20 protein-coding genes are annotated in these 22036 nt (G+C 42.2%); 7 read left to right on the plus strand and 13 right to left on the minus strand.

From position 1 onward, the window contains the following. Nucleotides 1-3: 3 nt before the first annotated feature. The 6 genes from ODU45_RS02930 to ligA form a co-directional block, all read right to left on the minus strand. Nucleotides 4-537, minus strand: a complete 534-nt coding sequence (locus tag ODU45_RS02930; RefSeq protein ID WP_024400742.1) for a F0F1 ATP synthase subunit delta — start codon at nucleotides 535-537, stop codon at nucleotides 4-6. Then, entirely contained in the window at nucleotides 538-1044 is a 507-nt protein-coding gene (atpF, locus tag ODU45_RS02935) for a F0F1 ATP synthase subunit B (protein ID WP_024407434.1), read from the minus strand. A 17-nt stretch (nucleotides 1045-1061) separates the two neighbouring features. Beyond that, nucleotides 1062-1778 carry a F0F1 ATP synthase subunit A gene (atpB, locus tag ODU45_RS02940; RefSeq protein WP_024407435.1) on the minus strand — a complete coding sequence of 239 codons (717 nt, stop codon included), beginning with the start codon at nucleotides 1776-1778 and terminating at the stop codon, nucleotides 1062-1064. A 36-nt stretch (nucleotides 1779-1814) separates the two neighbouring features. Next, nucleotides 1815-2015: a F0F1 ATP synthase subunit C gene (locus ODU45_RS02945; RefSeq protein WP_002936021.1), complete on the minus strand. Its 201-nt coding sequence runs from the start codon at nucleotides 2013-2015 to the stop codon at nucleotides 1815-1817. A 136-nt stretch (nucleotides 2016-2151) separates the two neighbouring features. Next, nucleotides 2152-3195 (minus strand): diacylglycerol kinase family lipid kinase, encoded by a 1044-nt coding sequence (locus ODU45_RS02950; RefSeq protein ID WP_105134223.1) that lies wholly within the window; start codon nucleotides 3193-3195, stop codon nucleotides 2152-2154. A gap of 10 nt (nucleotides 3196-3205) precedes the next feature. After that, nucleotides 3206-5164, minus strand: coding sequence for an NAD-dependent DNA ligase LigA (gene ligA / locus ODU45_RS02955; protein WP_398580737.1), 1959 nt, complete (start codon nucleotides 5162-5164; stop codon nucleotides 3206-3208). A 122-nt stretch (nucleotides 5165-5286) separates the two neighbouring features. Here ligA and ODU45_RS02960 point away from each other — a divergent pair, with 122 nt between their 5' ends. From ODU45_RS02960 to ODU45_RS02980, 5 genes are all read left to right on the plus strand, one after another. Next, nucleotides 5287-5433 carry an SPJ_0845 family protein gene (locus tag ODU45_RS02960; RefSeq protein ID WP_002936026.1) on the plus strand — a complete coding sequence of 49 codons (147 nt, stop codon included), beginning with the start codon at nucleotides 5287-5289 and terminating at the stop codon, nucleotides 5431-5433. 1 nt (nucleotide 5434) lies between these two features. Continuing rightward, complete coding sequence (locus ODU45_RS02965; protein WP_105139844.1) at nucleotides 5435-6340, plus strand: permease; 906 nt, start codon at nucleotides 5435-5437, stop codon at nucleotides 6338-6340. Next, nucleotides 6337-7152 (plus strand): TIGR03943 family putative permease subunit, encoded by an 816-nt coding sequence (locus ODU45_RS02970; protein ID WP_398580738.1) that lies wholly within the window; start codon nucleotides 6337-6339, stop codon nucleotides 7150-7152. Before ODU45_RS02965 ends, ODU45_RS02970 begins: the two co-directional genes overlap by 4 nt. Before the next feature lie 77 nt (nucleotides 7153-7229). After that, a complete protein-coding gene (zwf, locus tag ODU45_RS02975; RefSeq protein ID WP_024407440.1) occupies nucleotides 7230-8717 on the plus strand; it encodes a glucose-6-phosphate dehydrogenase in 1488 nt (495 codons plus the stop codon). A gap of 43 nt (nucleotides 8718-8760) precedes the next feature. After that, nucleotides 8761-9435: a DNA alkylation repair protein gene (locus ODU45_RS02980; protein ID WP_105148362.1), complete on the plus strand. Its 675-nt coding sequence runs from the start codon at nucleotides 8761-8763 to the stop codon at nucleotides 9433-9435. Between the two features lie 45 nt (nucleotides 9436-9480). Here the strand turns inward: ODU45_RS02980 and ftsY are convergent, their stop codons facing one another. The 5 genes from ftsY to rnc are packed head-to-tail and all read right to left on the minus strand — an operon-like array spanning nucleotide 9481 to nucleotide 16587. Next, entirely contained in the window at nucleotides 9481-10755 is a 1275-nt protein-coding gene (ftsY, locus tag ODU45_RS02985; protein ID WP_398580739.1) for a signal recognition particle-docking protein FtsY, read from the minus strand. Nucleotide 10756: 1 nt separating this feature from the next. Further along, nucleotides 10757-11569, minus strand: coding sequence for a Cof-type HAD-IIB family hydrolase (locus ODU45_RS02990; protein ID WP_105212150.1), 813 nt, complete (start codon nucleotides 11567-11569; stop codon nucleotides 10757-10759). Next, the gene (locus tag ODU45_RS02995; RefSeq protein WP_398580740.1) at nucleotides 11559-12368 is read right to left on the minus strand and encodes a Cof-type HAD-IIB family hydrolase; all 810 of its coding nucleotides are present in this window, start codon (nucleotides 12366-12368) and stop codon (nucleotides 11559-11561) included. Before ODU45_RS02995 ends, ODU45_RS02990 begins: the two co-directional genes overlap by 11 nt. Then, entirely contained in the window at nucleotides 12365-15898 is a 3534-nt protein-coding gene (gene smc / locus ODU45_RS03000) for a chromosome segregation protein SMC (RefSeq protein WP_398580741.1), read from the minus strand. Before smc ends, ODU45_RS02995 begins: the two co-directional genes overlap by 4 nt. Before the next feature lie 2 nt (nucleotides 15899-15900). Then, entirely contained in the window at nucleotides 15901-16587 is a 687-nt protein-coding gene (gene rnc, locus ODU45_RS03005) for a ribonuclease III (protein ID WP_012028264.1), read from the minus strand. A gap of 188 nt (nucleotides 16588-16775) precedes the next feature. Here rnc and ODU45_RS03010 point away from each other — a divergent pair, with 188 nt between their 5' ends. Continuing rightward, complete coding sequence (locus ODU45_RS03010) at nucleotides 16776-17210, plus strand: acyltransferase family protein (RefSeq protein ID WP_238143058.1); 435 nt, start codon at nucleotides 16776-16778, stop codon at nucleotides 17208-17210. 747 nt (nucleotides 17211-17957) lie between these two features. Here the strand turns inward: ODU45_RS03010 and ODU45_RS03015 are convergent. Both ODU45_RS03015 and ODU45_RS03020 read right to left on the minus strand, forming a co-directional pair. Next, nucleotides 17958-18998 carry an ArsR/SmtB family transcription factor gene (locus ODU45_RS03015; RefSeq protein ID WP_398580742.1) on the minus strand — a complete coding sequence of 347 codons (1041 nt, stop codon included), beginning with the start codon at nucleotides 18996-18998 and terminating at the stop codon, nucleotides 17958-17960. Between the two features lie 10 nt (nucleotides 18999-19008). Continuing rightward, the gene (locus ODU45_RS03020; RefSeq protein WP_398580743.1) at nucleotides 19009-20277 is read right to left on the minus strand and encodes an MFS transporter; all 1269 of its coding nucleotides are present in this window, start codon (nucleotides 20275-20277) and stop codon (nucleotides 19009-19011) included. A 271-nt stretch (nucleotides 20278-20548) separates the two neighbouring features. On the opposite strand from ODU45_RS03020, the gene ODU45_RS03025 reads away from it, so the two are divergent. Further along, nucleotides 20549-22036, plus strand: coding sequence for a DUF1846 domain-containing protein (locus ODU45_RS03025; RefSeq protein ID WP_398580744.1), 1488 nt, complete (start codon nucleotides 20549-20551; stop codon nucleotides 22034-22036).

Genomic DNA, 22036 nt, shown 5'->3' on the forward strand with positions numbered 1-22036 from the left:
TTTCTAAAGTTTTTTTCTAACGTCCTTCAACTGTGTCCGAACGCTTGCATCGATTACCTTATGGTTAACCGTTACAATAAAACCACCGAGGAGACTTTGATCAAGTTCTTCCGTGATATTGCGTACACGCAAGGAAAATCGTTGTTCTACCAAGTGACGGAGACGCTCTTTTTGAGCTTCTGTCAACGGATAGACCGAAACCACACGGGCTTCAAATTCATTTTTAAATTTACTGATTTGTAATTGGACACGCTCAAGGGTTTCAAGAAGCAAATCTGCATGACCATCACGAATAACATCTTCAATCAAGTCATTGATTTGCCAGAAACTAGATTGACGTACCGTCCTTACAAAGTCAGCCTTTTCTTCTCTCGACACTGTCGCTGACAGCAAGAGTCGATTCAGCTTACTATCATGAATGATGGAAATCAAGTCAGAAATCTGGTCATACATATCCCAAATATCTGCATGATCACTGACTTTTTCAACAAATGATAGAGCATATTTTTGCACGATGGCATTTTCTCTAGCGTTCATCTACTTGTCTCCTAGTTTGTCCAAATAACGGTCAATCAAGTTACTATGAGCTTGTTGGTCCAAATCTTCCAAAATAATTTTGCTTGCAAGATCAACTGCCAATTCAGCAACTTGAACACGCAAGTTTTCTTGTGCTTCACGTTTTTCAGCTTCAATTTCCAATTGAGCTTTTTGCTTCAATCCTTGAATTTCAACATCTGCTTGCTCAAGAATACGTTTTTTCTCTAGTTTTGCGCGTTCAACCGCGTCTTGAATAATCTTTTGACTTTCAATACGTCCCTGTACCAACTCATCTTCACGTTGTTGAACAAGGTTCGCTGCTGCTGTTAGTTTTTCTTCTGCAGCATCAATATCATTTGCAATCTTATTGGCACGTTCTTCAAAAATACCTGTAATTTTATCCCATGCAAAAACACGAATAAGAATAATAAGTATTGCAAATGAGGCTGTTACCAAGATAAAGTTTCCAAGAATGGTACTAGATTGCATTGTAATAGTTGTTGCCATAGTTGTCATTCCCTTTCCTATTCACTCTCACCACTAATTTTTTTATTTAAGTACATAGATACCAACATGATAAATACATATCCCTGCAAGCATGAAATGAATACAGAAAATGCTGTCCAAACAACGTTTAGAGCAAAGGCAATTGGATATGCAAGTGCACTTTGTTGAGATAATTGTAGAAGAAGAGAGACAAGCACTTCACCAGCATAAATGTTACCGTACAGACGAAGAGCAAGCGACACAAGGTTGGTCACTTCTTCCAAAATGTTCATTGGAGCCATAGCCCAGGGTGTCACAAAAGATTTGAGGTACGCCTTGAAACCGCGACGACGAATACCTTCAACATGACAAAATACTGTTGCAATTGTTGCCAAACCGAAATCGTAAGCCATATTGGCCGTTGGAGAAGTCCACAAATTATGTCCTTCTGCTGTTTCCAATTTGGTCATCAAACCTAGATTATTGGCAACCAAAAGAAAAGTAAAGACTGTAAAGAAGAACAAGGAATACCGCTTTGCTTCCGCATCGCCAAGATTCCCTTTTGTAAAATTGATGGTCAATTCGTAAACGTACTCCAAAACATTCTGTTTTCCTTTTGGCTTGAGCTCCATCCGACGACTAGCCCAAAAAACAAGTAAGAAAATAATGGAAATGGTAATGACAGAAACCAATACCATGGTCAGGTCAAAGGTTACGGGACCAAGGGTAAGGGTTGGACTTAAATGTTCTTCCAATGGAGGTTCCCCCCTTTTCTATTTCTCTATTTTCTACTATTTCAAGACAAATGTCATAGCCAAGGTTACGAAGAAAGTTCCCTCGATAAAGGCAACACCCAAAAATACACCAGCCATCAATTTACTTTGCATTTCTGGTTGACGTGCAGTCGAACTAAGGTATGAAGCCACCAACAGTCCCTCACCGATACTTACACCAAGACAGGCCAATCCAAGGGCCAATGCGCCTAAACTCATAACGAATTCTCCTTTTAAAATTTAATACCATGTAAGGATACTCCTAAAACATCTATTTGTCAAGAAAATACCGTCATTGTAAGCGTTTAATTCGTTTTTACAAAATAAAAAGAAAAGACGGTTTCATCTTTTCTTCCTATTTAATAGCTTCATCAATATGGTCTGTTTCTTCAATGAATCGTTTGGCCATATCTTCTCGATTCATCTGATCAGTATCAAGAGTGATTGCATGGTCAGAAACCAGATCTGTATCTGCGAAAAACTCTATATGGTTTGATAGGTTGTACAGACTTACAGGAGCTTCCCCACCAAACTCTCCATCTAGATTGAGCAGTAGACGGTTATCTGGGTTCAGATTTTCGATGGATAGGCTCTTGGTTTTTATGTATTCAACTAAATCACTATCAATGTGTTTGCCACCATCTAAGACTTGACGAATCAGATGCAGAATTTCAAATAAATTCCCTGTTTTAACCATCAATAAGGTAAAATTACCATCATCTAACTTAGCATCTGGAACGATCTGTTCAAACCCTCCAATTGAATTGGTTAAGGCAACAAAAATCATTGAAACCGAGCCTTCAAACACGCCCTCGTCATGCTCTACACGAACAGGTGTAAATTGTACTTGTGGCAGGAGTTCTGCTCCTTTTACCACATAGGCCAAATAGCCAAACATGGTCTTAAGTTGACTTGGAACACTGTAGGTCAATTCCGTAAGTGTACCTGCCGCAGCAATGTTGATAAAATAATGTTCTTGATAAAAACCATTTTTTTGATTTTTGGCTAAACCAATATCCATTAAAATGGTCTGCTGCTTACCAATAACCTTAGCTGCTTCTACAGGATTTCCCCTGGGCACTTTTAATGCACGCGCATAGTCATTGGTAGTGCCAGTCGGTATGATGGCCATCTGCGGACGTTTTTCAAGCGGAGCAATTCCATTGACGACTTCATTGATCGTTCCATCTCCACCAGCCGCAATAATCAAGTCAAAGCCCGCAAGTGCCGCACGTGTAGCCTCATTTTTTGCAGAGTCTTTCTCAGCAGTTGTTTGGAAAGCTGAAGTTTCATAACCGTAACCTTCCAAAATGTCCAATACTTCGGCCACATTTTTCTTCATGATTTCTTGACCTGAGGTCGGATTATATATTAGTCTAGCACGTTTTCTTTCTTCCATCGTTTTACCTTTACAAGCTCTCCAACCAAGCCTCATCTTTTATTTCGATACCTAGTTCCTGTGCTTTGGTCAATTTACTACCTGCATCTGTTCCAGCAACCACAAGATTAGTTTTTTTAGAAACTGATCCTGCTACATTTGCCCCTAAAGCTTCTAATTTGGCCTTGGCTTCGTTTCGTTTCATTCGCTCCAATTTACCAGTCAGTACAACTGTCATACCCGATAGCGCAGCATTTTCATCTACTACTTGTCCGAGATAGGTCAAGTTTACCTTAGCTTCCTTAAGTTCAGCTAAAAGTTGCTGCGCACCCTCACTAGCAAAAAAAGTTGTCAAGGACTTAGCAATAACCTGACCAAGGCCTTCTAGCGAAGCAATTGCTTCTTGATCAGCAAATGCTAAGGTTTCTAAATCGCCAAATTTTTCTACTAAAATCTTACTTGCCTTACTGCCGACATGGCGAATACCTAGACCAAACAGGAGGCGTTCTGCTGAGTTGCTCTTAGAAGTTTGAATGGCTTGATAGAGCTTGTCAGCTGATTTTTCTTTGAAACCTTCCAAAGTCAATAGGTCATCAACAGTTAATTTATAAATATCAGCAACATCGTGTACCAAACCTGCTCCAAAGAGTTTTTCAACGATTGAACTACCCAGTCCCGCAATGTTCATGGCATCCCGACTTGCAAAATGTTCCAACTTACTCATCAGCTGACTAGGACAAATAGGGTTGATACAGCGGAGGGCAACTTCATCCTCATAGTGTTGTAGGTCGCTCTGACAAGACGGACAATGACTAGGAATGGGCATGATTTCTTGCTCTTTTCGATATTTATCCACCACTTTCAGAACTGCTGGAATAATATCTCCCGCCTTATAAACAATGACCGTATCGCCAATACGAATATCTTTTTCGGCGATATAGTCTACGTTGTGCAAGGTCGCTCGACTGACAGTCGTTCCTGCCAGTTGAACAGGACTAAGGTTGGCAGTTGGTGTCACAACACCTGTCCGGCCAACAGTCCAATCAACCGACAAGATTTCTGCTTCTTTTTCCTCAGCTGGAAACTTGTAGGCTACTGCCCATCGTGGCGCTTTTACTGTAAATCCTAGTTCTTCTTGTATAGCTAAATCATTTACCTTGATGACAACACCATCTATCTCATAGGGTAAATCATCTCTACGCTCTGCTATTTTTTCAATAAAATCCCACGTGTCATCAATCGACTCCGCCAAGCAATATTCGTGGTTGGTCACAAATCCCAGAGCATCTAACTTGCGAAGCACATCGGACTGACTAGTCGCTTCAGACGGACTAGCCTCTTGGTAAAGGAAGGTTGCAAGTCCACGCTGGGCCACGACACCTGTGTCTAATTGGCGAAGAGTTCCTGCCGCTGCGTTACGCGGATTAGCAAATTCAGCTTCACCAGCCTCCTGACGCTGTTTGTTGACACGGTCAAAGGAAGCCTTTGGCATATAACACTCACCTCGGACAGTGATGTCCACAGCTTCGGGTAGGGTCAAGGGAATATCAGCCACTCGTTTGAGATTTTCTGTGATATTTTCACCGACACTACCGTCACCACGTGTAGCACCCACGACTAAATTACCCGCTTCATAGGTCAGGGAAATAGATAGACCATCAATCTTCAATTCACAGATATAAGTTGCTTGAGGAAATTCCTTGCGAACTCGCTGGTCAAAAGCTTCTAATTCTTCACGAGAAAAAGCATCCTGCAAACTAAAAAGAGGATAAACATGACTATATTTTTCAAATCCGTCTAGCACCTTTCCCCCGACCCGATGGGTAGGACTGTCTGGTAAAATCAGTTCTGGATGAGCTGTTTCCAGTTCTACTAATTCACGATAAAGCGTATCATATTCTGCATCTGATACGCTAGGTTGGTCCAATTGATAATACTCTTTAACGTATTGATTGAGCACGCTAACTAATTCTGATATTCTTGTTTTCATAAGAATATTATATCATGATTTGAAGGTGCGAACTATATTTGCGCTTCAATAAAAACAGATTCCTTTAGATAATTTTTAGTAAAAAATGTATAATGTGTATATAAAATTTTTGGAGGTGCCCTATGGCTGTAACCTATAAACGACAAGATGATTTAGAAAAGATGCTGGAAGAATTTGCTTCATTTGAAAAATTGGAAGAAATTGAGTATCCTGATCCAAAATCAAAAGAAAATTCCGAGAAAAACAACTTGAATCAGGATAAAAAATAATATGTTCGGTCTTGATCAATTACCTACCTCCGTCCTACAGGCAGGGGCTATTTTCTTGTCTATCATGATTGAAGCCTTGCCCTTTGTGTTGATTGGAGCATTGATTTCTGGCTTTATTGATGTGTTTATCACCCCTGAAAAAGTCCATAAACTCCTTCCCAAGAACAAGTTTCTTGCCATTCTATTTGGAACCTTTATCGGCTTCATTTTTCCGTCTTGCGAATGTGGTATTGTCCCTATTGTCAATCGGCTATTAGAGAAAAAAGTACCTAGTTATACTGCTGTTCCCTTTTTAGTAACGGCTCCTGTGATTAATCCCATCGTCCTTTTTGCAACCTTTACTGCTTTTGGCAATTCCTTACTTTTTGCCTTCTATAGAGCCCTAGGAGCCATCATTGTATCCCTAGTATTGGGAATCATTCTTGGTTTTTTCATAAAAGGACCAATTCTTAAAGGAAGCAAGTTTGACCATCACCAGCATGATTATTCAGATAAAACCAGCTGGCAAAAAGTTGGCTTCGCACTTATTCATGCCATTGATGAATTTTTTGATACGGGACGTTACCTAGTCTTTGGTTGTCTCTTTGCAAGTCTCGTACAGGTCTATATTCCAACTGCTGTCCTGACTACCATCGGTCACAGTCCATTAACAGCTATTTTACTGATGATGTTGCTGGCCTTTCTTCTTTCCCTATGTTCTGAAGCCGATGCCTTTATTGGTGCATCACTACTATCCAGCTTCGGATTCGCCCCAGTAATGGCTTTCTTAGTTATCGGACCCATGGTAGATGTTAAAAACTTGCTCATGATGAAACATTATTTCAAGGGGAAATTTATAGCCGGTTTTATCATTACTATCACTCTCGTTATTTTGGGATATAGTCTGATACTTGGAGGTGTAGTATGATTCGTTTTTTAATTCTTGCAGGTTACTTTGAGATGACCATGTATCTTTATGTCTCTGGAAAATTAGACCAATACATCAATCTGCACTATAGCTATCTAGCCTATCTATCCATGGTTTTATCTTTCATACTTGCCATCGTACAATTGTATGTCTGGGTAAAAGAAATTCGAGTACATAGCCATTTAAAAAGCAAAATTGCCAAACTATCAAGCATTGGACTATTGCTCATTCCTCTTGCTATAGCCTGGCTCTTTCCTACGGTAAGCCTGGATTCAACAACTGTTGCTGCCAAGGGCTATCATTTCCCACTAGCAGCAGAAAACGATGCTAATACACAAAACCAAGAAGGGACGACTGTTCAGTATCTCAAGCCTGATACTTCTATTTATTTTACGAAATCTGCCTATCAAAACCAGATGCGTGAAATTGCTGATAGATACTTGGCTGAAGAAACCATTGTCGTTACTAATGAAAACTATATGGAAGTGATGGAAGCAATCTACGACTATCCTACGGAATTTTCAGGAAAAACGATTGAAATGATTGGATTTGTCTACAATGACCCTAACAATAGCCAGCAATTTTTCCTTTTCCGCTTTGGTATTATTCACTGCATTGCTGATTCTGGGGTATATGGCTTACTCTCTACGGGGGCTACCACAGAATTTCCTAACAATACTTGGGTAAAAGCCAGAGGAACAATCAAGGTTTCCTACCACACATCGTTGAAACAAAATCTCCCAACACTTGAATTACAATCGATGGTTCAGATTGAACAGCCAGATTCCCCGTACGTCTACCGTGTTTTCTAATAATTCCAATTCAAAAAGTGAATTTTCTGACAATTTATGCTATAATAGTGTCTATACTCAACAGATAGGAATGAATTATGTCATCACATGTATTGTTTACAATTTTTGGTGCTAGTGGCGACCTTGCCAAACGCAAACTTTACCCATCTTTATTCCGCCTCTATAAGGCTGGACACATCAAAGAAAACTTTGCAGTAATTGGTACAGCTCGCAGACCCTGGACCAAGGAATTTTTTGAGCAAACCGTCATTGAATCACTAGGTGATCTACCTGACACACCACGTCAAGCACATGAATTTGCTAGTCATTTCTACTATCAAAGCCATGATGTCAATGACACGGAACATTATGTAGCTCTTCGAAAATTACAGGACGACTTGTGTGAAAAATACGATACCCAGCACAACAAGGTCTTCTTCCTGTCCATGGCTCCAGAATTTTTCGGAACCATTGCCAAACACCTCAAATCTGAACAAATCGTTGACGGCCAAGGTTTTGAACGTTTGATTATTGAAAAACCATTCGGAACTAGCCTTGCTACAGCTACCAAACTCAATGATGAATTGGCAGCAGCCTTCAATGAAGACCAAATCTACCGTATCGACCATTACCTAGGCAAGGAAATGGTGCAAAATATCTTTGCGGTTCGCTTTGCCAATATCATTTTCGAGCATATTTGGAATCGCGATTACATTGATAACGTCCAAATTACATTTGCTGAAGCGATTGGTGTTGAGGATCGTGGGGGCTACTACGATCATTCTGGCGCCTTAAAAGACATGGTGCAAAACCATGCCCTTCAAGTTCTTTCCCTTCTAGCAATGGATAAGCCAGCCAGCTTCAAGGAGGAAGATGTCCGCGCTGAAAAGATCAAGGTCTTCCAACACCTTCGTCAGCCTTCTGATGAGGACCTCAAACGCAACTTTATCCGTGGTCAATATGCAGCAGGTTCCATCGACGGAAAAGACTACGTTAGCTACTTGGATGAACCAAATATTGCCGAAGCTTCTCAGACAGAAACCTTTGCAGGAGGTGTCTTCTTCGTTGATACTGACCGTTTCCGTGATGTCCCTTTCTTCTTCCGTACAGGTAAACGCCTGACAGAAAAGGGCACACGCGTGACCATCACCTTCAAGCATGCGGAAGATATTTTTGGTCAACCTTCTGAGGCCAATGTCTTGACCATTTTCATCCAACCAACCGAAGGCTTTATGCTCTCTATCAACGGTAAGGAAGTTGGTTCCCACTTTGCTCTTACTCCTGCCAAACTCAACTTCCGCCACAATGCAACTGCTCTTGGAAATTCACCTGAAGCCTACGAAAAACTATTTTACGATGTCCTAAATGGTGATTCTACTAACTTTAGCCATTGGGAAGAAGTGAAAGCAAGCTGGAGCTTGATTGACCGCATTGTTGATTTGTGGGCAAGCAACCAAGTCCCACTCCACACCTATCCAGCTGGAACTATGGGACCTGAGGCTGCCTTTGATTTGCTAGAAAGCTACGGTTGCAAGTGGGTTTGGACTCCAGACGTCTGGTATCGTGAACGTGGTTTGTTGAAATAAAAATATGAAAACTGGAGCAATCCAGTTTTTTTCGGAGATATTCATGACTGAAATAAACACCATTCTCACCCAACTTGAAGCAGCCAGCCATGCTGGCACCCTCAAGCGTTATGAAAAAATTGGCGAAACCAAGCCCTACTACGGCGTTCCGATGGGAGCTATTTCTGACATCGCCAAGGCCTATAAAAATCGACTGGACTTGTTTGCTCCACTCTGGCAAACAGGTTTCCTTGAGGCACAATATTTAGCTATTCAAATTGCCAAAACAAAACCTAACCAACTGACTTCTGCTGCTTTAGAAGCTTGCCTCAATGAACAAGTTTCGGTCAATGTCCTCGATAAGCTAGCTTCCATCATTCTTAGCAAACGTAAGGATAGCAAAGACTGGGAGGAATACTTACTCATCCAAGACCAAGCTATTTTTCAGCGACTAGGTTGGTTCCTTCGTGCCAAATACTTTGCTGGAAAAACAGCAACAAATCAAGAAATTAAAGAAACTCTAGACCATATTCGCAAGCATTTACAGAATGCAGACCCACTTGTCCAATGGACCATGAACCAATGCTTGGTTGAGATTGCCGTTGCTTACCCCGACTATCTAGAACAAGGCCTTGCAATCGGTCAGCAGTTAGCTGTCTATGCAGACATGAAAGTACCAAAAGGCTGTACTTCTGCCTACGCACCAGACTGGATAGAAGCTTTATTGCGGAAAAAATGAAAACACAAAAGTAGCTAACTGTCACAGTTAACTACTTTTTTCATTCTACACCAATCCCTCCAAGAGCCCACGCATGAACTCTTCGGATTTGAATTCTCCGATGTCATCAATTTTCTCACCGAAACCAATCAGTTTAACAGGAATATCCAGTTCCTGACGGATGGCAAGAACAACACCACCTTTTGCAGTACCATCTAGTTTGGTCAAGACCAAGCCTGTCAATGGGGTAATTTTTGCAAATTCCTTGGCTTGACTGAGGGCATTTTGACCTGTGGAGGCATCCAGTGCTAAAAGGGTTTCATGCGGTGCATCAGGCAGGGTCCGTTTGATGATGCGACCGATTTTTTCCAGCTCTGCCATGAGGTTTTCTTTATTTTGCAAACGACCTGCTGTGTCAATCATGAGAATATCCACACCTTCTGCCACGGCACATTTTACCCCATCAAAGACCACACTAGCTGGGTCTGACTTTTCTGGACCTGTGACCACAGGCACATCGACACGGCGACCCCACTCAACCAGCTGGGCTACTGCACCCGCACGAAAGGTGTCCGCTGCGACCAACATGACCTTCTTGCCAGCCTGCTTGTACTTGTAGGCTAACTTACCGATAGAGGTCGTCTTCCCAACGCCGTTGACACCGACAAAGAGCATGACTGTCAAATCATCTTGAAAATTGATTTGCTCGCTGAATTGACCATCTTTTTCGTAAATATCCACCAATTTTTCGATGATAACACGACGGAGTTCATCTGTCTTCTTGGCATTTTGTAGCTTGGCTTCATAGCGGAGCTCCTCTGTTAGAGTAGAAGCAACTTGCACACCTACGTCTGACAAAATCAGCATTTCTTCCAACTCTTCGAAAAATTCTTCATCAACCGAACGGAAATTGGCGAAGAATTCATTGAGCCTTGCCCCAAAGCCTGTACGGGTCTTTTTCAAGGTACGCTGGTACTTGTCCTGCTCACTTTCTTGCTCTACTGGAACAACTTCCTCAACAGGCTCTTCCTTGACCTTGGTTTGAATAGCAGGGTCAAAGCCTTGTTCCTGCGCTTCCTTCACTCGAGCCGCAGCGGCTTCTTTGGCTGCATAATATTGAGCCATCATGTCTAAGGTCCGTTGTTTCTGAGCTTCCTGCTCGGCAGTCAATTCAGACTCTACTACTTCAGACTGGAACTCTTCCTTTTCTTGACTAGCTGACTCAACTTCAGTAGGTGCAGTATCTTCGCTTGAAGCCGACTGCTTCCTTTCCACTTCTTCAACAAGAGCAACTTGCTCCTCTTGTTTTTCTTGTCCAAATAATCGATCAAATAATCCCATACTAGTCCTCATTCAATACATAGTGCTCGATGGCCCAAGCAATGCCATCTTCATCATTGGTTTTTGGCAGGACAAGGTTGGCCGAAGACTTGATTTCATCAGTCGCATTCGCCATGGCAACACCCAAACCAGCCCATTCAATCATGGAAAGATCATTTCCTTCATCACCACAGGCCATAACTTCTGACTGATCAATCCCCAGATGTCCAATCAACTTAGCCAAACCATTTGCCTTGTGGACACCTTTTGGACTCCATTCGAGCAGAATATCACGCGATTTGAAAATCTCGAAGCGCTCGTGAAGTTCTGCAGGAATTTTTGGAATTTGTCCATCTAGAAATGCTGCATCTACTGCTGAGACTGCCTTATTGTAGACAAAATCTTCTGGCATTTCCTCATCACTTGCCACAATTTTATTAAGCAATGGATTACAAGTTAGATAAAGTGATTCATGGGCTGATGGTAGAGAATAGACATCACCACCATAGAGAACATCCAGAGGCAGGTCCAAATCATTTGTCACACGACGGATGGTGCGCACATCTTCAATAGTGAAGCCAACCTTATCCAAAACCCGACCTGTATTTTCCTGGACTAGACCACCGTTAAATGTAATCGAATATTGATTCTCCCCTAGCAGATCTAGTTCTTCTAGAAAAGTACCGATAGCTTGTAAAGGACGCCCTGTTGTCAGAACTACATAAACTCCACGCTCACGCGCTGCCTGCAAGGCCTTTTTATTAGCTTCTGAAATCCGTTTGTCCGATGTCAGAAGTGTTCCATCTAAATCCAATGCAATCAACTTAATTGCCATTTACTTCCTCCTCTAAATAGGCTAATACTGCTCCATCATTGCAATGACCAATCATCAAATCTGCCCGAGCTTTCACTTCCTCTCTTGCATTTTCTGTCGCAAGAGCTAGACCTGCAAAGTCAAACATATCCAAATCATTTTGATTATCACCAAATACCACTATATCCTGACGGGCAATTCCAAAATGAGCACAGAGATGACTCAATCCAACTGATTTATTTGAACCATTTGGAATTATATCAATATTGTCAAAACCAGTTGTCATGGCTGTTACACCTTCAAATGTATCATTTAACCATCGTCTGGCATCGTCCATTTCCTCAGGAGAAAATTTGGCATTGATTTTTATAATCTCTTCTCCAACTTCTTCAAATGTGTCTACCAATCGAAAATGTGCATAATAATTCGTCATCGCTTCTAAAAACTGAGGCTCAGCATTTTTTAATAAATAAAAGTTTTCGAGACCAGACAGCACCATGGACCGACTGCTACCAAAGGGACCTGCATCAATACCCGCGATAATCGGCAGATAGATTTCAGGACTAATTGGATCATCCATAAAGATAGTCTGCCCCTGGTATTCAACGATTGAACCATTTTCTGCAACAAAACCGATTTCATCTACAAAATCTTCAAAAACAAGTTTCAGGCTTTGCATAGATCGCCCACTTGCTGCCACAAATAAATAACCTTTTTCTTTAAACTGATTCAGTATACGACGAAACCGGTCCTTATCAAAACTATGGTCTTCTCGTAAAAAGGTACCATCCATATCACTGGCGTAAATTTTGTTAATCATAATTTCTCCACATCTTTCAGCTTAACGGAAACAATCTTAGACACGCCAGATTCCTGCATGGTCACCCCATACATGGCATCCGCTGCCGCCATGGTCCCTTTACGGTGGGTCACGACGATAAACTGACTTTCCTTATCAAAACGGTTGAGATAGTCACCAAAACGTTTGACATTTGCCTCATCCAAGGCTGCCTCCACCTCATCGAGAATTACAAAAGGAATGGTCTTAACACGGATAATGGAAAATAGCAGAGCGAGGGCCGAAAGGGCTTTTTCGCCACCTGACATAAGATTGAGAGATTGAATTTTCTTACCCGGAGGTTGAACTGAAATCTCCACACCCGCAGTCAATAGGTCACCTTCTGTCAAAATCAAATCCGCTGAACCACCGCCAAACATTTGTTTGAATGTCTGCTTAAAGCTTTCACGAATAGCTTCAAAAGTAACCTTGAAGCGCTCTTTGACTTCATCATCCATCTCGTGGATAGTATCTAGTAGTAAATCACGCGCCGACAAAATATCTGTCCGTTGCTCATTGAGGAAGGTAAGGCGATTATTAACCTCGTCATACTGCTCAATAGCATCCAAATTGACTGGACCCAAAGCACGAATAGCTCTTTCTAAGTCTTTGAGACTTTGTTCAGCAACTGCAAGATTCTGAACTTCCTTGGCCTGAGACTGGGCAGCTTCAAAACTCAATTTAAAATGCTCGGTCAAATTACCAAGTAAAGCCCGTAATTTATCGCCCGCTTGCTCACAATCTGCCTCCAACTTAGCCTGCTTACGAATCAAATCATCATTCTTAGTCCGAGCTTGTTGCAGTCTTTCTTCCAAGTCTTCAAACTGCCCATCAATATCTTCCAATTCAAACTTTAAGCGAATTAGAATCTGATTGGTCTGGTTTTGCTTATCAGATGCCGCCTGCAATTGTTCTTCAAGAATCTCAATACTAGTATCTTCAAGAGCTTCTAGCTTCTGGTCAATCATATCCTCTAAAAGAGAAATCTCCTTATCTGCAACCACTTTTTCTTCTTGCAGACGTCTCAGATCTGTCTGTTCAAAACGAAGTTGGCTAGTGAGTTCAGCCTGTCCCAAAGTTAGTTGACTCTTCTGAGTCTGTAGTTTCTGCAAGCTTTCTTGAATACTGTCGCGATTATCACGGACTTGATTGATTTGTTGATCCAAGGCTAGTTTTTTCTCATTCAAGGCTTGGATATTTACTTCTTCCTTAGTAGCAGCCTCTTCTAGCTCAGTCAAAATGGTCGGACTAACCTGACTCATTTGCAGGTCATACTGGGCTGATAGCTGAACCAGTCTATTTTCTGCCTGTTCCTGATGAATCCTTGCGCTCTGCTGGTTCAATCTAGCTTCTTCCCCCTCAGCCTTAATCGTTTCCAAGGCTTCTCTGGTCTGGTCTAAGCTAGTTTTCTTAGCTGCAACCAAGCTTTCTTGCTCCTGCAACTGGCTGGACAGCTCTGCTATTTCTCCTAAAAGAGCATCGAGTTCTGGTTTGATAAAGGTCGTGCTGTTATTTCGATTGCTACCACCAGCAAAGGCTCCACCAGGACGGATTTCCGCTCCATCCATGGTCACCATACGCACTTGAAACTTGGTTGCCCGCGCTGCCTGATTGGCATGGTCAATGGTGTCAAAAATTGCGATAGTGCCTAGCAAATTTTGGAAAATCGTATCTAAATTTGGCTGATAAGTCACCAAATCACTTGCAAGCCCCAAAAATCCAGCGGAAGATTCTAGTAAAGTGATTTGCTGTCCAGAAAGCTGACGTGGCTTGACAGTTGTCAGAGGTAAGAAGGTTGCCCGCCCTTGCCGTTTTTCTTTCAAAAATGCGATAGCTCGTTTAGCAGTCGCTTCATCTTCAACGATGACGTTTTGACTAGCACCACCAAGAGCAATTTCCAGGGCTGTCTGGTAGCGAGTATCGAAGGTCAGTTGTTCACTGACTGCTCCAATAATTCCTCCTAAGCTTGGTGCCGCCTGTAAGACAGCCTTGACCCCCGCGTAAAAATTGGAGTGATTTTTCAAGATAGCTTCTAAACTAGACTGGCGAGCCTGTTTGCCTTTCAACTGATCCAGCAAATCAAACAAGCGACCTTGCTCAGCCTGATAAGCAGTCTGGGCTTGTTCCAATTCTGTTTTTTGGGTCTGATAGCTCTCAAGTAACTGGCGTAAAACCTGATCAGCCTCTTCTAAGCTTTTCCGACTCTTATCAAGTACTTCTTGAGCTGTTTGTTTTTCCGTCTGCAAGCGTGCCAAGTCTTCAGATTTACTCTCAGAAAGACTGATTTGATTGGCAATATCCTGCTGAATCTTGGTCAGACGGTTTGAAGCTTCTGCCTCTTCCTGCATCAGAGCAACATACTGTTCTCGCAGATGATCTAAAACCTGATCAGGATCTTCTGAAAAGTAGGAAATTTCTTTGTCTACCGCAGCAATATCGTCTTTCAAGCTTGATAAGGAACTATCTAATTGCGCAAGTGTTTCTTGCTTTTGCTCAATCTGTTCTGCCAACTGCTCTCGTCTAGTCAACAAGTTTTCCAAACGCGCCTGCGCTTCTTGACGACTTGATTCGTTTTGACTAGATTCCAGTTTATGGACCTCAATTTTTCGCTCCAAATCACTGATTAACTTGGTCAAATCCAACAAAACTGCCTGTTCACGCTCCAATTGTTCTGACAGGCGGTGGCGCTTCTCTTTCAAGTTCTGATTTTCTTGCTCCAGCTCAGAACGCTGTTTGTAGTAGCTAGTCAATTCAGTTTTGACAGACTCTAGTTCGGCTTCTTTTTCCGATAACTTTTCCTTACCAAGCGACAACTGAGCCACCAAAACATCTAAGTATAATTCCTTACGTTGACCATCTAATTCTAGAAATTTCTTAGCAGTTTGTGCCTGTTTCTCCAATGGCTTGACCTGATTATCCAGTTCATAGATAATATCATCCAAGCGGTCCAAGTTGCCCTGGGCCTGTGCCAGCTTACTTTCTGTTTCTTTCTTACGAGTCTTGTATTTTAAGACCCCTGCCGCCTCTTCAAAAATTGCACGGCGTTCCTCAGGCTTGGAATTAAAAATGGCTTCAACCCGCCCTTGAGAAATAATGGAGAAAGAATCCCGACCCAAGCCAGTATCCATGAAAAGGTCATGAATATCCCGTAAGCGAACCTTTTTCCCATCAATCAGGTACTCACTATCACCAGATCGATAAATGTGGCGTTCAACCTTAATTTCCTTAGCCTTATCCGCGATAAATCCGCTAGAATTATCCAAGGTCACCACTACCGAGGCATAGTTAAGAGCCTTACGGCTTTCCGTTCCTGCAAAGATAACATCGGGCATCTTGCCTCCACGTAGGCTTTTAGCAGACGACTCTCCCAAGGCCCAACGTAGACTTTCTGTAATATTGGACTTGCCAGAACCATTCGGCCCTACAACAGCAGTCACTCCACGGTCAAAGACGACTTTGGTCTTATCCGCAAAGGACTTAAAGCCCTGCATTTCAATTGATTTTAGATACATACCTATCCTCTAGCCTCCACAGCATTTTTGGCGGCGGCTTGTTCAGCTAATTTCTTAGAGCGACCACGACCACGACCAATCACACGCTGATCAGCAGATACCTCCACTTCAAAGGTCTTATCATGGGCAGGACCAGACTCAGCTATTACTTGATACGAAATAGCAATCTCACCATTGACCTGCAAAATTTCCTGCAAAGCAGTCTTATAGTCGGTCACGCGCTCAAAATTCCCTTTTTCCAAGCGAGGAATCATGACCTTATGGATAAATTCCTCCACGGTCTTTTCCCCCTTGTCCAATAGCAGAGCTCCTAAGAACGCCTCGAAAGCATCTCCTAGAATGGTATCGCGATTGCGTCCGCCAGATTTCTCCTCACCCTTACCAAGACGAAGAAACCGATCAAAACCACAAGCACGCGAAAAACCAGCCAAAGACTCCTCACGTACAAAGGTCGAACGCAACTTGGACATCTCACCTTCGGGTCTATCAGGATATTTTTGATAGAGATATTTGGAAATCATCAACTGGAGAACAGCGTCTCCTAAAAATTCCAAGCGCTCATTATGTGAAATTTTTAGAAGGCGATGCTCATTGGCATAAGAAGTATGGGTAAAAGCAGTTTCTAATAAATTCAAATCCGAAAAATCAATCCCAAAATCAGCCAATAATTTTGCATGTAAATCTTTCATCTATATGCTCCTTTCTAACTTAAACGAAATAGATGGTTTACATTTACTCCGTCCTAACATTATACCATATTTTCCACTGGACTTCTCTTGTCAACTAAGTTTCAGCCAGCACCTCTCCACATCTTTTTGCAAACATTTACATATTCATCAGATTTCGATAAAATGGAAGAAAAAAGAAAAATATTAACATGCAAAATAAGACAAAACCACTCAATACATCCCTGCTCTCCCTCATCCAGTTCACCGGAGCTATTTTAGTCATCGCCCTCCATTGCCGCAGACTATTTGAAGCAGACCAGCTCCACTTCATCCAAAAATCCATCTTTAGTCGCATGGTCGTTCCCTACTTCATGGTCACAGCCAGCTTCTTCCTCAGACGTAACTATCCCAGCCTCTCCAAGCAATACCTCATCCGCTACAGCAAACAGTACCTGACCTGGTCCGTCCTCTACCTCCCCTTCTACCTCATCTACCTAACACTCCAAGAAATCCCCTTCCCCTACTATCCCCTCGCACTCCTAGTCGGACTAACCTACACCGGCACCAGCTACCAACTCTGGTACATGCCCGCCTTCTTTCTAGGTCTTGTCCTCGTCCATTTTTCCTTGGAGAAATGGGGCTGACGCATCACAGCTTGTCTAGCCTGCCTTCTATATCTTCTAGGCTCAGTCGAAACCTACTCCTCCTACCTAGCAGAATCGATTTTCCTGACCGCATTTGACAGCTACAAAACCTTCTTTTTCACCAGCCGTAACGGCCTCTTCTACGCACCGATTTTTGTCCTGACAGGCTTTTACCTAGCCGACAAACTCAATCAACCCATTTTCCAATACAGACAAAAGACCAAACTACTTGTCTGCATAGCTCTTTTAACTGTTGAGGCTACAATCATCTATCTCAATCAGGGCTACGATAAGAACTTTCTATTTAGCCTGATTCCATTCACAGCCTATCTAGTCGCCTGGACCCTGACCACAGACCTCTTCCGCCAAAAAAAATTCCAATTTCTCAAAGAATACGCCAGCTATTATTATTTTATCCATGTTATCCCAGTCGAAATCAGCTTTTTCTTCCTAGAAACTAGTGCCCTGACCAAAATACAGCAAGGTTGGTTAGTCTTCCTTATCACCATCATCACTTGCCAACTGCTCAGCTGGTTAATCATTAATACTCAATGAAAATCAAAAACAGACTAGCTCCAACAGTCTGGGAATAGACTGTTGGAGGTCGGAAATTAGACGAACTTGGTTCGTGACCGTAAGATGCGGATAGATCTGAAGTTCATCAAATCAAGTCAACAACGTCTGATTTTGATTTTCGAAGAGTATAAGCACAAAAGAACCTTGTAAGATCTAACTTACAAGGCTTTTTTACAAATCAAAATCCTCTTTCAACTTATCAATCACCTGTTGGAGTAAATCCCGATTGACACTGTATTTGACATTCTTGTCTTTGGCATTAAAGAGAAGCAGGTCGCCGTTAATCAGCTTTTGGGTGTGGAAGGATACCGCTGCCCCTGTAATAGCCAGACGTTCTGCAATATCCTTGCTCTTGGCATGGGGCTTGGTCAACTCCACCAAGACCTGATAACGCGTACTATCGCTGATAACCTTGAGAACCGTTGTCAAATCATCCAGATCCAGCTCGTCATTTGACAGCATAATCTGATCAATTCGACAGGAAGCCAAAAGAGCGACTTTCATATAGTCAAATTCTTCGTTGCCATAATAAGCAAACCAATAATTCCAGGGACTGAGAACGAAGAATTGGGCAGTTTCTACACCTAAGCTATCCAGGCTGGTCATGGCTAATTGCTTGGATTCTCGATAGAGTTTTTCAATATCAAATTCCTGAGCAAATTTTTCACGCTCCGCCCTTGCCTCTTCAAAATAGGGCTGGTAGATTGGAAGCATCTTGTCCAAGAGAGCGATAGACCGCTCAACAGTTTCCAAAGGATTGCGGATAGCCAGTGACCAATACCATTTATCAGCTGGTTTTTTGCCCGTATTCTCCAAGAGTTCCATGAGACTGAGGTCTTTCTCTCGCTGACCTTCATTTTCTGACGCCAACATGGTCCGCATGGCATCTTCGACTTCATCTTGGGACAGCTTTAAAATCAACTGACAGGCTTCCTCGACTGTCTTAGGATCCTGTCCTTGATCCAAGAGGTAGAAATACAGGGTGTGCAGGATTGTAAAGATATGGCCCCAAACAAAGACCTCGTTAACTTCCTGACGATAATCCGCCAGCTTTTCCTCTATTTCATCTCGAATGTCCAAAGCATCTTTGAGAATGTCTCTTTCTTTCTGTGACAAATCTGCCTCAAACGGCTCTTCACGTTCCGTGATGATTAAAGGAATAAAGAACTTTTCAACAATCTCGCTTCTATAATCTCGGTAATCTAATTTCATAGTTTTCTTTCTAAGTGTTCACTAATGACTTTTCAGGTTTAGATCCTGTAAGAACAGTATAGCCCAACAACCCTACAGAAAGCAAGAGGAAGATGAGAGAAATACTTGTCGCAGAAAGAAGAGTCACCAGCAGAGCTACCAAGGCTTGACCTGCTACCATACCAATCTGACAGAAGGCATCAATCCCTCCACCAACTGTCGCCAATTTATCTTCAGGTAGTTCGTTCAACACAAGGGCATTCATTTTAGGATTGAAAACGCCCAAGGTCATTGCCGTTACGAAGAGAACTGCTAGCACCATATAGATATTGTGAAGAAAAATCCCTAAAAAAAGTAAGACTGGCATAAGAGTAGAGAACTTGAGCAGGTTGATTAGGCTGACATTTTTAAAGGTTGCCATACCCAAGCTTGAACCTAAAATACTACCAACTGAGAAGAGAATGGAAATCAAAGCCACAGTTGTCCCCGCATTGACAATTACAAAATCTGAAAACTCCTTCATATTTAAAACCACCAAGGGAGAGAGAGCTGTAAAGATGGCATTCAAGCTAGCAATGGTGATGATTGACGCTTTAAGTACAGGAATATTCTGCACAGCTTGGTAAGATTCTTTGATACTCTGACCAATTCCTTTGACAATCCCAGCTTCAGTTTCTACTTGCTCGGCCTGCTGGATTGGATTTTCCTTCAATAGTTTAGCGATAGCAGGACGAATCACTAGCATAATAGCAAGACTAGCCAAGAAGGTTCCAGCGTTTAAGAAGGCAAGTTGTTGATAGGACATAAAACCAATCAGGATGGCTCCGCTAGCTTGAAAGGCAATCTGCAAGAGTGATTTGACTGTCATTTTGAAGGCCATGGCTGTTTCGCGATCATCTGCTGCCACAACCCGCAGGCTGACAGGCAGATAAAGACCATTTTCATATTGACCTGCCAAATCAGACAGGAAATTGATGACACATACGACTGCTACAATCCAGAGGGCTGGGGCAAATCCCATTAGGAAGCCAACAAGGGCATAAAGACCAACACGAACCAGCAGTGTTGCAAGAATGGTATCCAATTTATTTTTCGTCTTATCTGCCCAAATCCCGATAAAGAGACCTGCCAAAATCGGCAAAGTTTCAGAAGCCGTAATCATAGCCAAGGCAAACTTGGTATCTGGTAGAAACAAGACATAGTTCATCAAAGCCAGATAATAAAGCGTGTCTCCAAAGTTGGAAATCAAGTCTGCCACAAAGCTAGATAGGAATAATGTATTGTTGACTAGTTTTTTCATAAACATCTCCTTAAACATCAATTAAATATTCGTTTAATATTATTTTACACTTTATTTAAATAAATTCAATACTTAATTTTATAAAAATTAAATATTTTTTAAACATTTGTTTAATTTTTGTTCCATCTGACTTTTTCTTGACAAGATTAGCACAGTTTGTTATAGTATTGTTCGGGCACCTCTTTTGAGAGGTCGGAGAAAAGGCTCCCTAGTTTTAGGGAGCTATTTTTGTTTTTCCCAGAGAAAATTACACATTTGGAGGACTTATTGGATGAAGAACATCGCATTTGATTCAAATAAATATTTGAATTTGCAACGTGACCATATTTTAGAACGAATTGCTCAGTTTGAAGGCAAGCTCTATATGGAATTTGGCGGAAAGATGCTGGAAGATTTCCACGCAGCTCGTGTTTTACCTGGCTATGAACCAGATAACAAAATCAAACTCCTCCAAGAGTTGAAAGACCAAGTAGAAATCGTCATCGCCATCAATGCCAGCAACATCGAACATTCTAAGGCACGTGGTGACTTGGGTATTTCTTATGACCAAGAAGTCTTCCGCTTGATTGACACCTTCAATGATATTGATATTTATGTTGGTTCTGTCGTCATTACCCAATACCGCAACCAACCAGCTGCGGATGCCTTCCGCAAGCAATTGGAAAAACATGGTATCAAGTCCTATCTCCACTACCCAATCAAAGGCTATCCTTCTGATATTGACCACATCATCTCACCAGAAGGTATGGGCAAAAATGACTACATCGAAACCAGTCGCAATCTCGTCGTTGTTACCGCACCTGGACCTGGTTCAGGTAAATTGGCGACTTGTATCTCCCAACTTTACCACGACCAACTGCACGGCGTAACATCAGGCTATGCTAAGTTTGAAACCTTCCCTGTCTGGAACTTGCCTCTCCACCACCCAGTCAACCTGGCCTATGAGGCGGCAACTGCCGACCTGGACGACCTCAACATGATCGACCCCTTCCACCTGCAAACCTACGGCAAAACTGCGGTCAACTACAACCGTGACATCGAGGTCTTCCCTGTCCTCAACCGTACCTTTGAACGTATTTTGAACAAATCACCATACGCCTCACCGACAGACATGGGCGTTAACATGGTGGGTTATTCCATCGTTGATGAGGAAGCGGCTATCGAAGCATCCAAGCAAGAAATCATCCGCCGCTACTACCAGACCTTGGTTGATTTCAAGGCAGAGCGGGTGAGCGAGCAAGCAGTTAAAAAGATTGAACTCCTCATGAATGAAGTCGGTGTGACACCAGCAGATCGTAAGGTTGTTATCGCTGCGCGCGAAAAAGCAGAGCTGACAACTAGCCCTGCCCTTGCTATTCAGTTGCCAACTGGAGAGATTGTAACAGGTAAAACATCAGACCTCCTCAAACCAACTGCAACTGTTCTTCTCAATGCCATCAAGCAAATCGCACAAATCGATGATGAAACACTTCTTATCGAACCAAACTACATCCGTCCAATTCAAGAATTGAAGGCAGATTATCTGGATAAGACCAATACACGACTCGATGCAAGTGAGATTCTTAACGCCCTTGCCATTACTGCACAAGACAGCCCTCTTGCTGCACGTACCATGAAAGAATTAGGGCAATTAAATGGTAGCGAAGCTCACTCAACAGTCATTTTATCTGACGAAGATAAGAGTGTTCTTCGTAAATTAGGCATCAATCTTACCTTTGACCCTATCTACCAATACAACAAGTTTTATCAGAAAAACTAA

The organism is Streptococcus sp. 2022WUSS135 (assembly GCF_044427045.1).
In the GTDB taxonomy this organism is placed as follows: domain Bacteria; phylum Bacillota; class Bacilli; order Lactobacillales; family Streptococcaceae; genus Streptococcus; species Streptococcus hashimotonensis.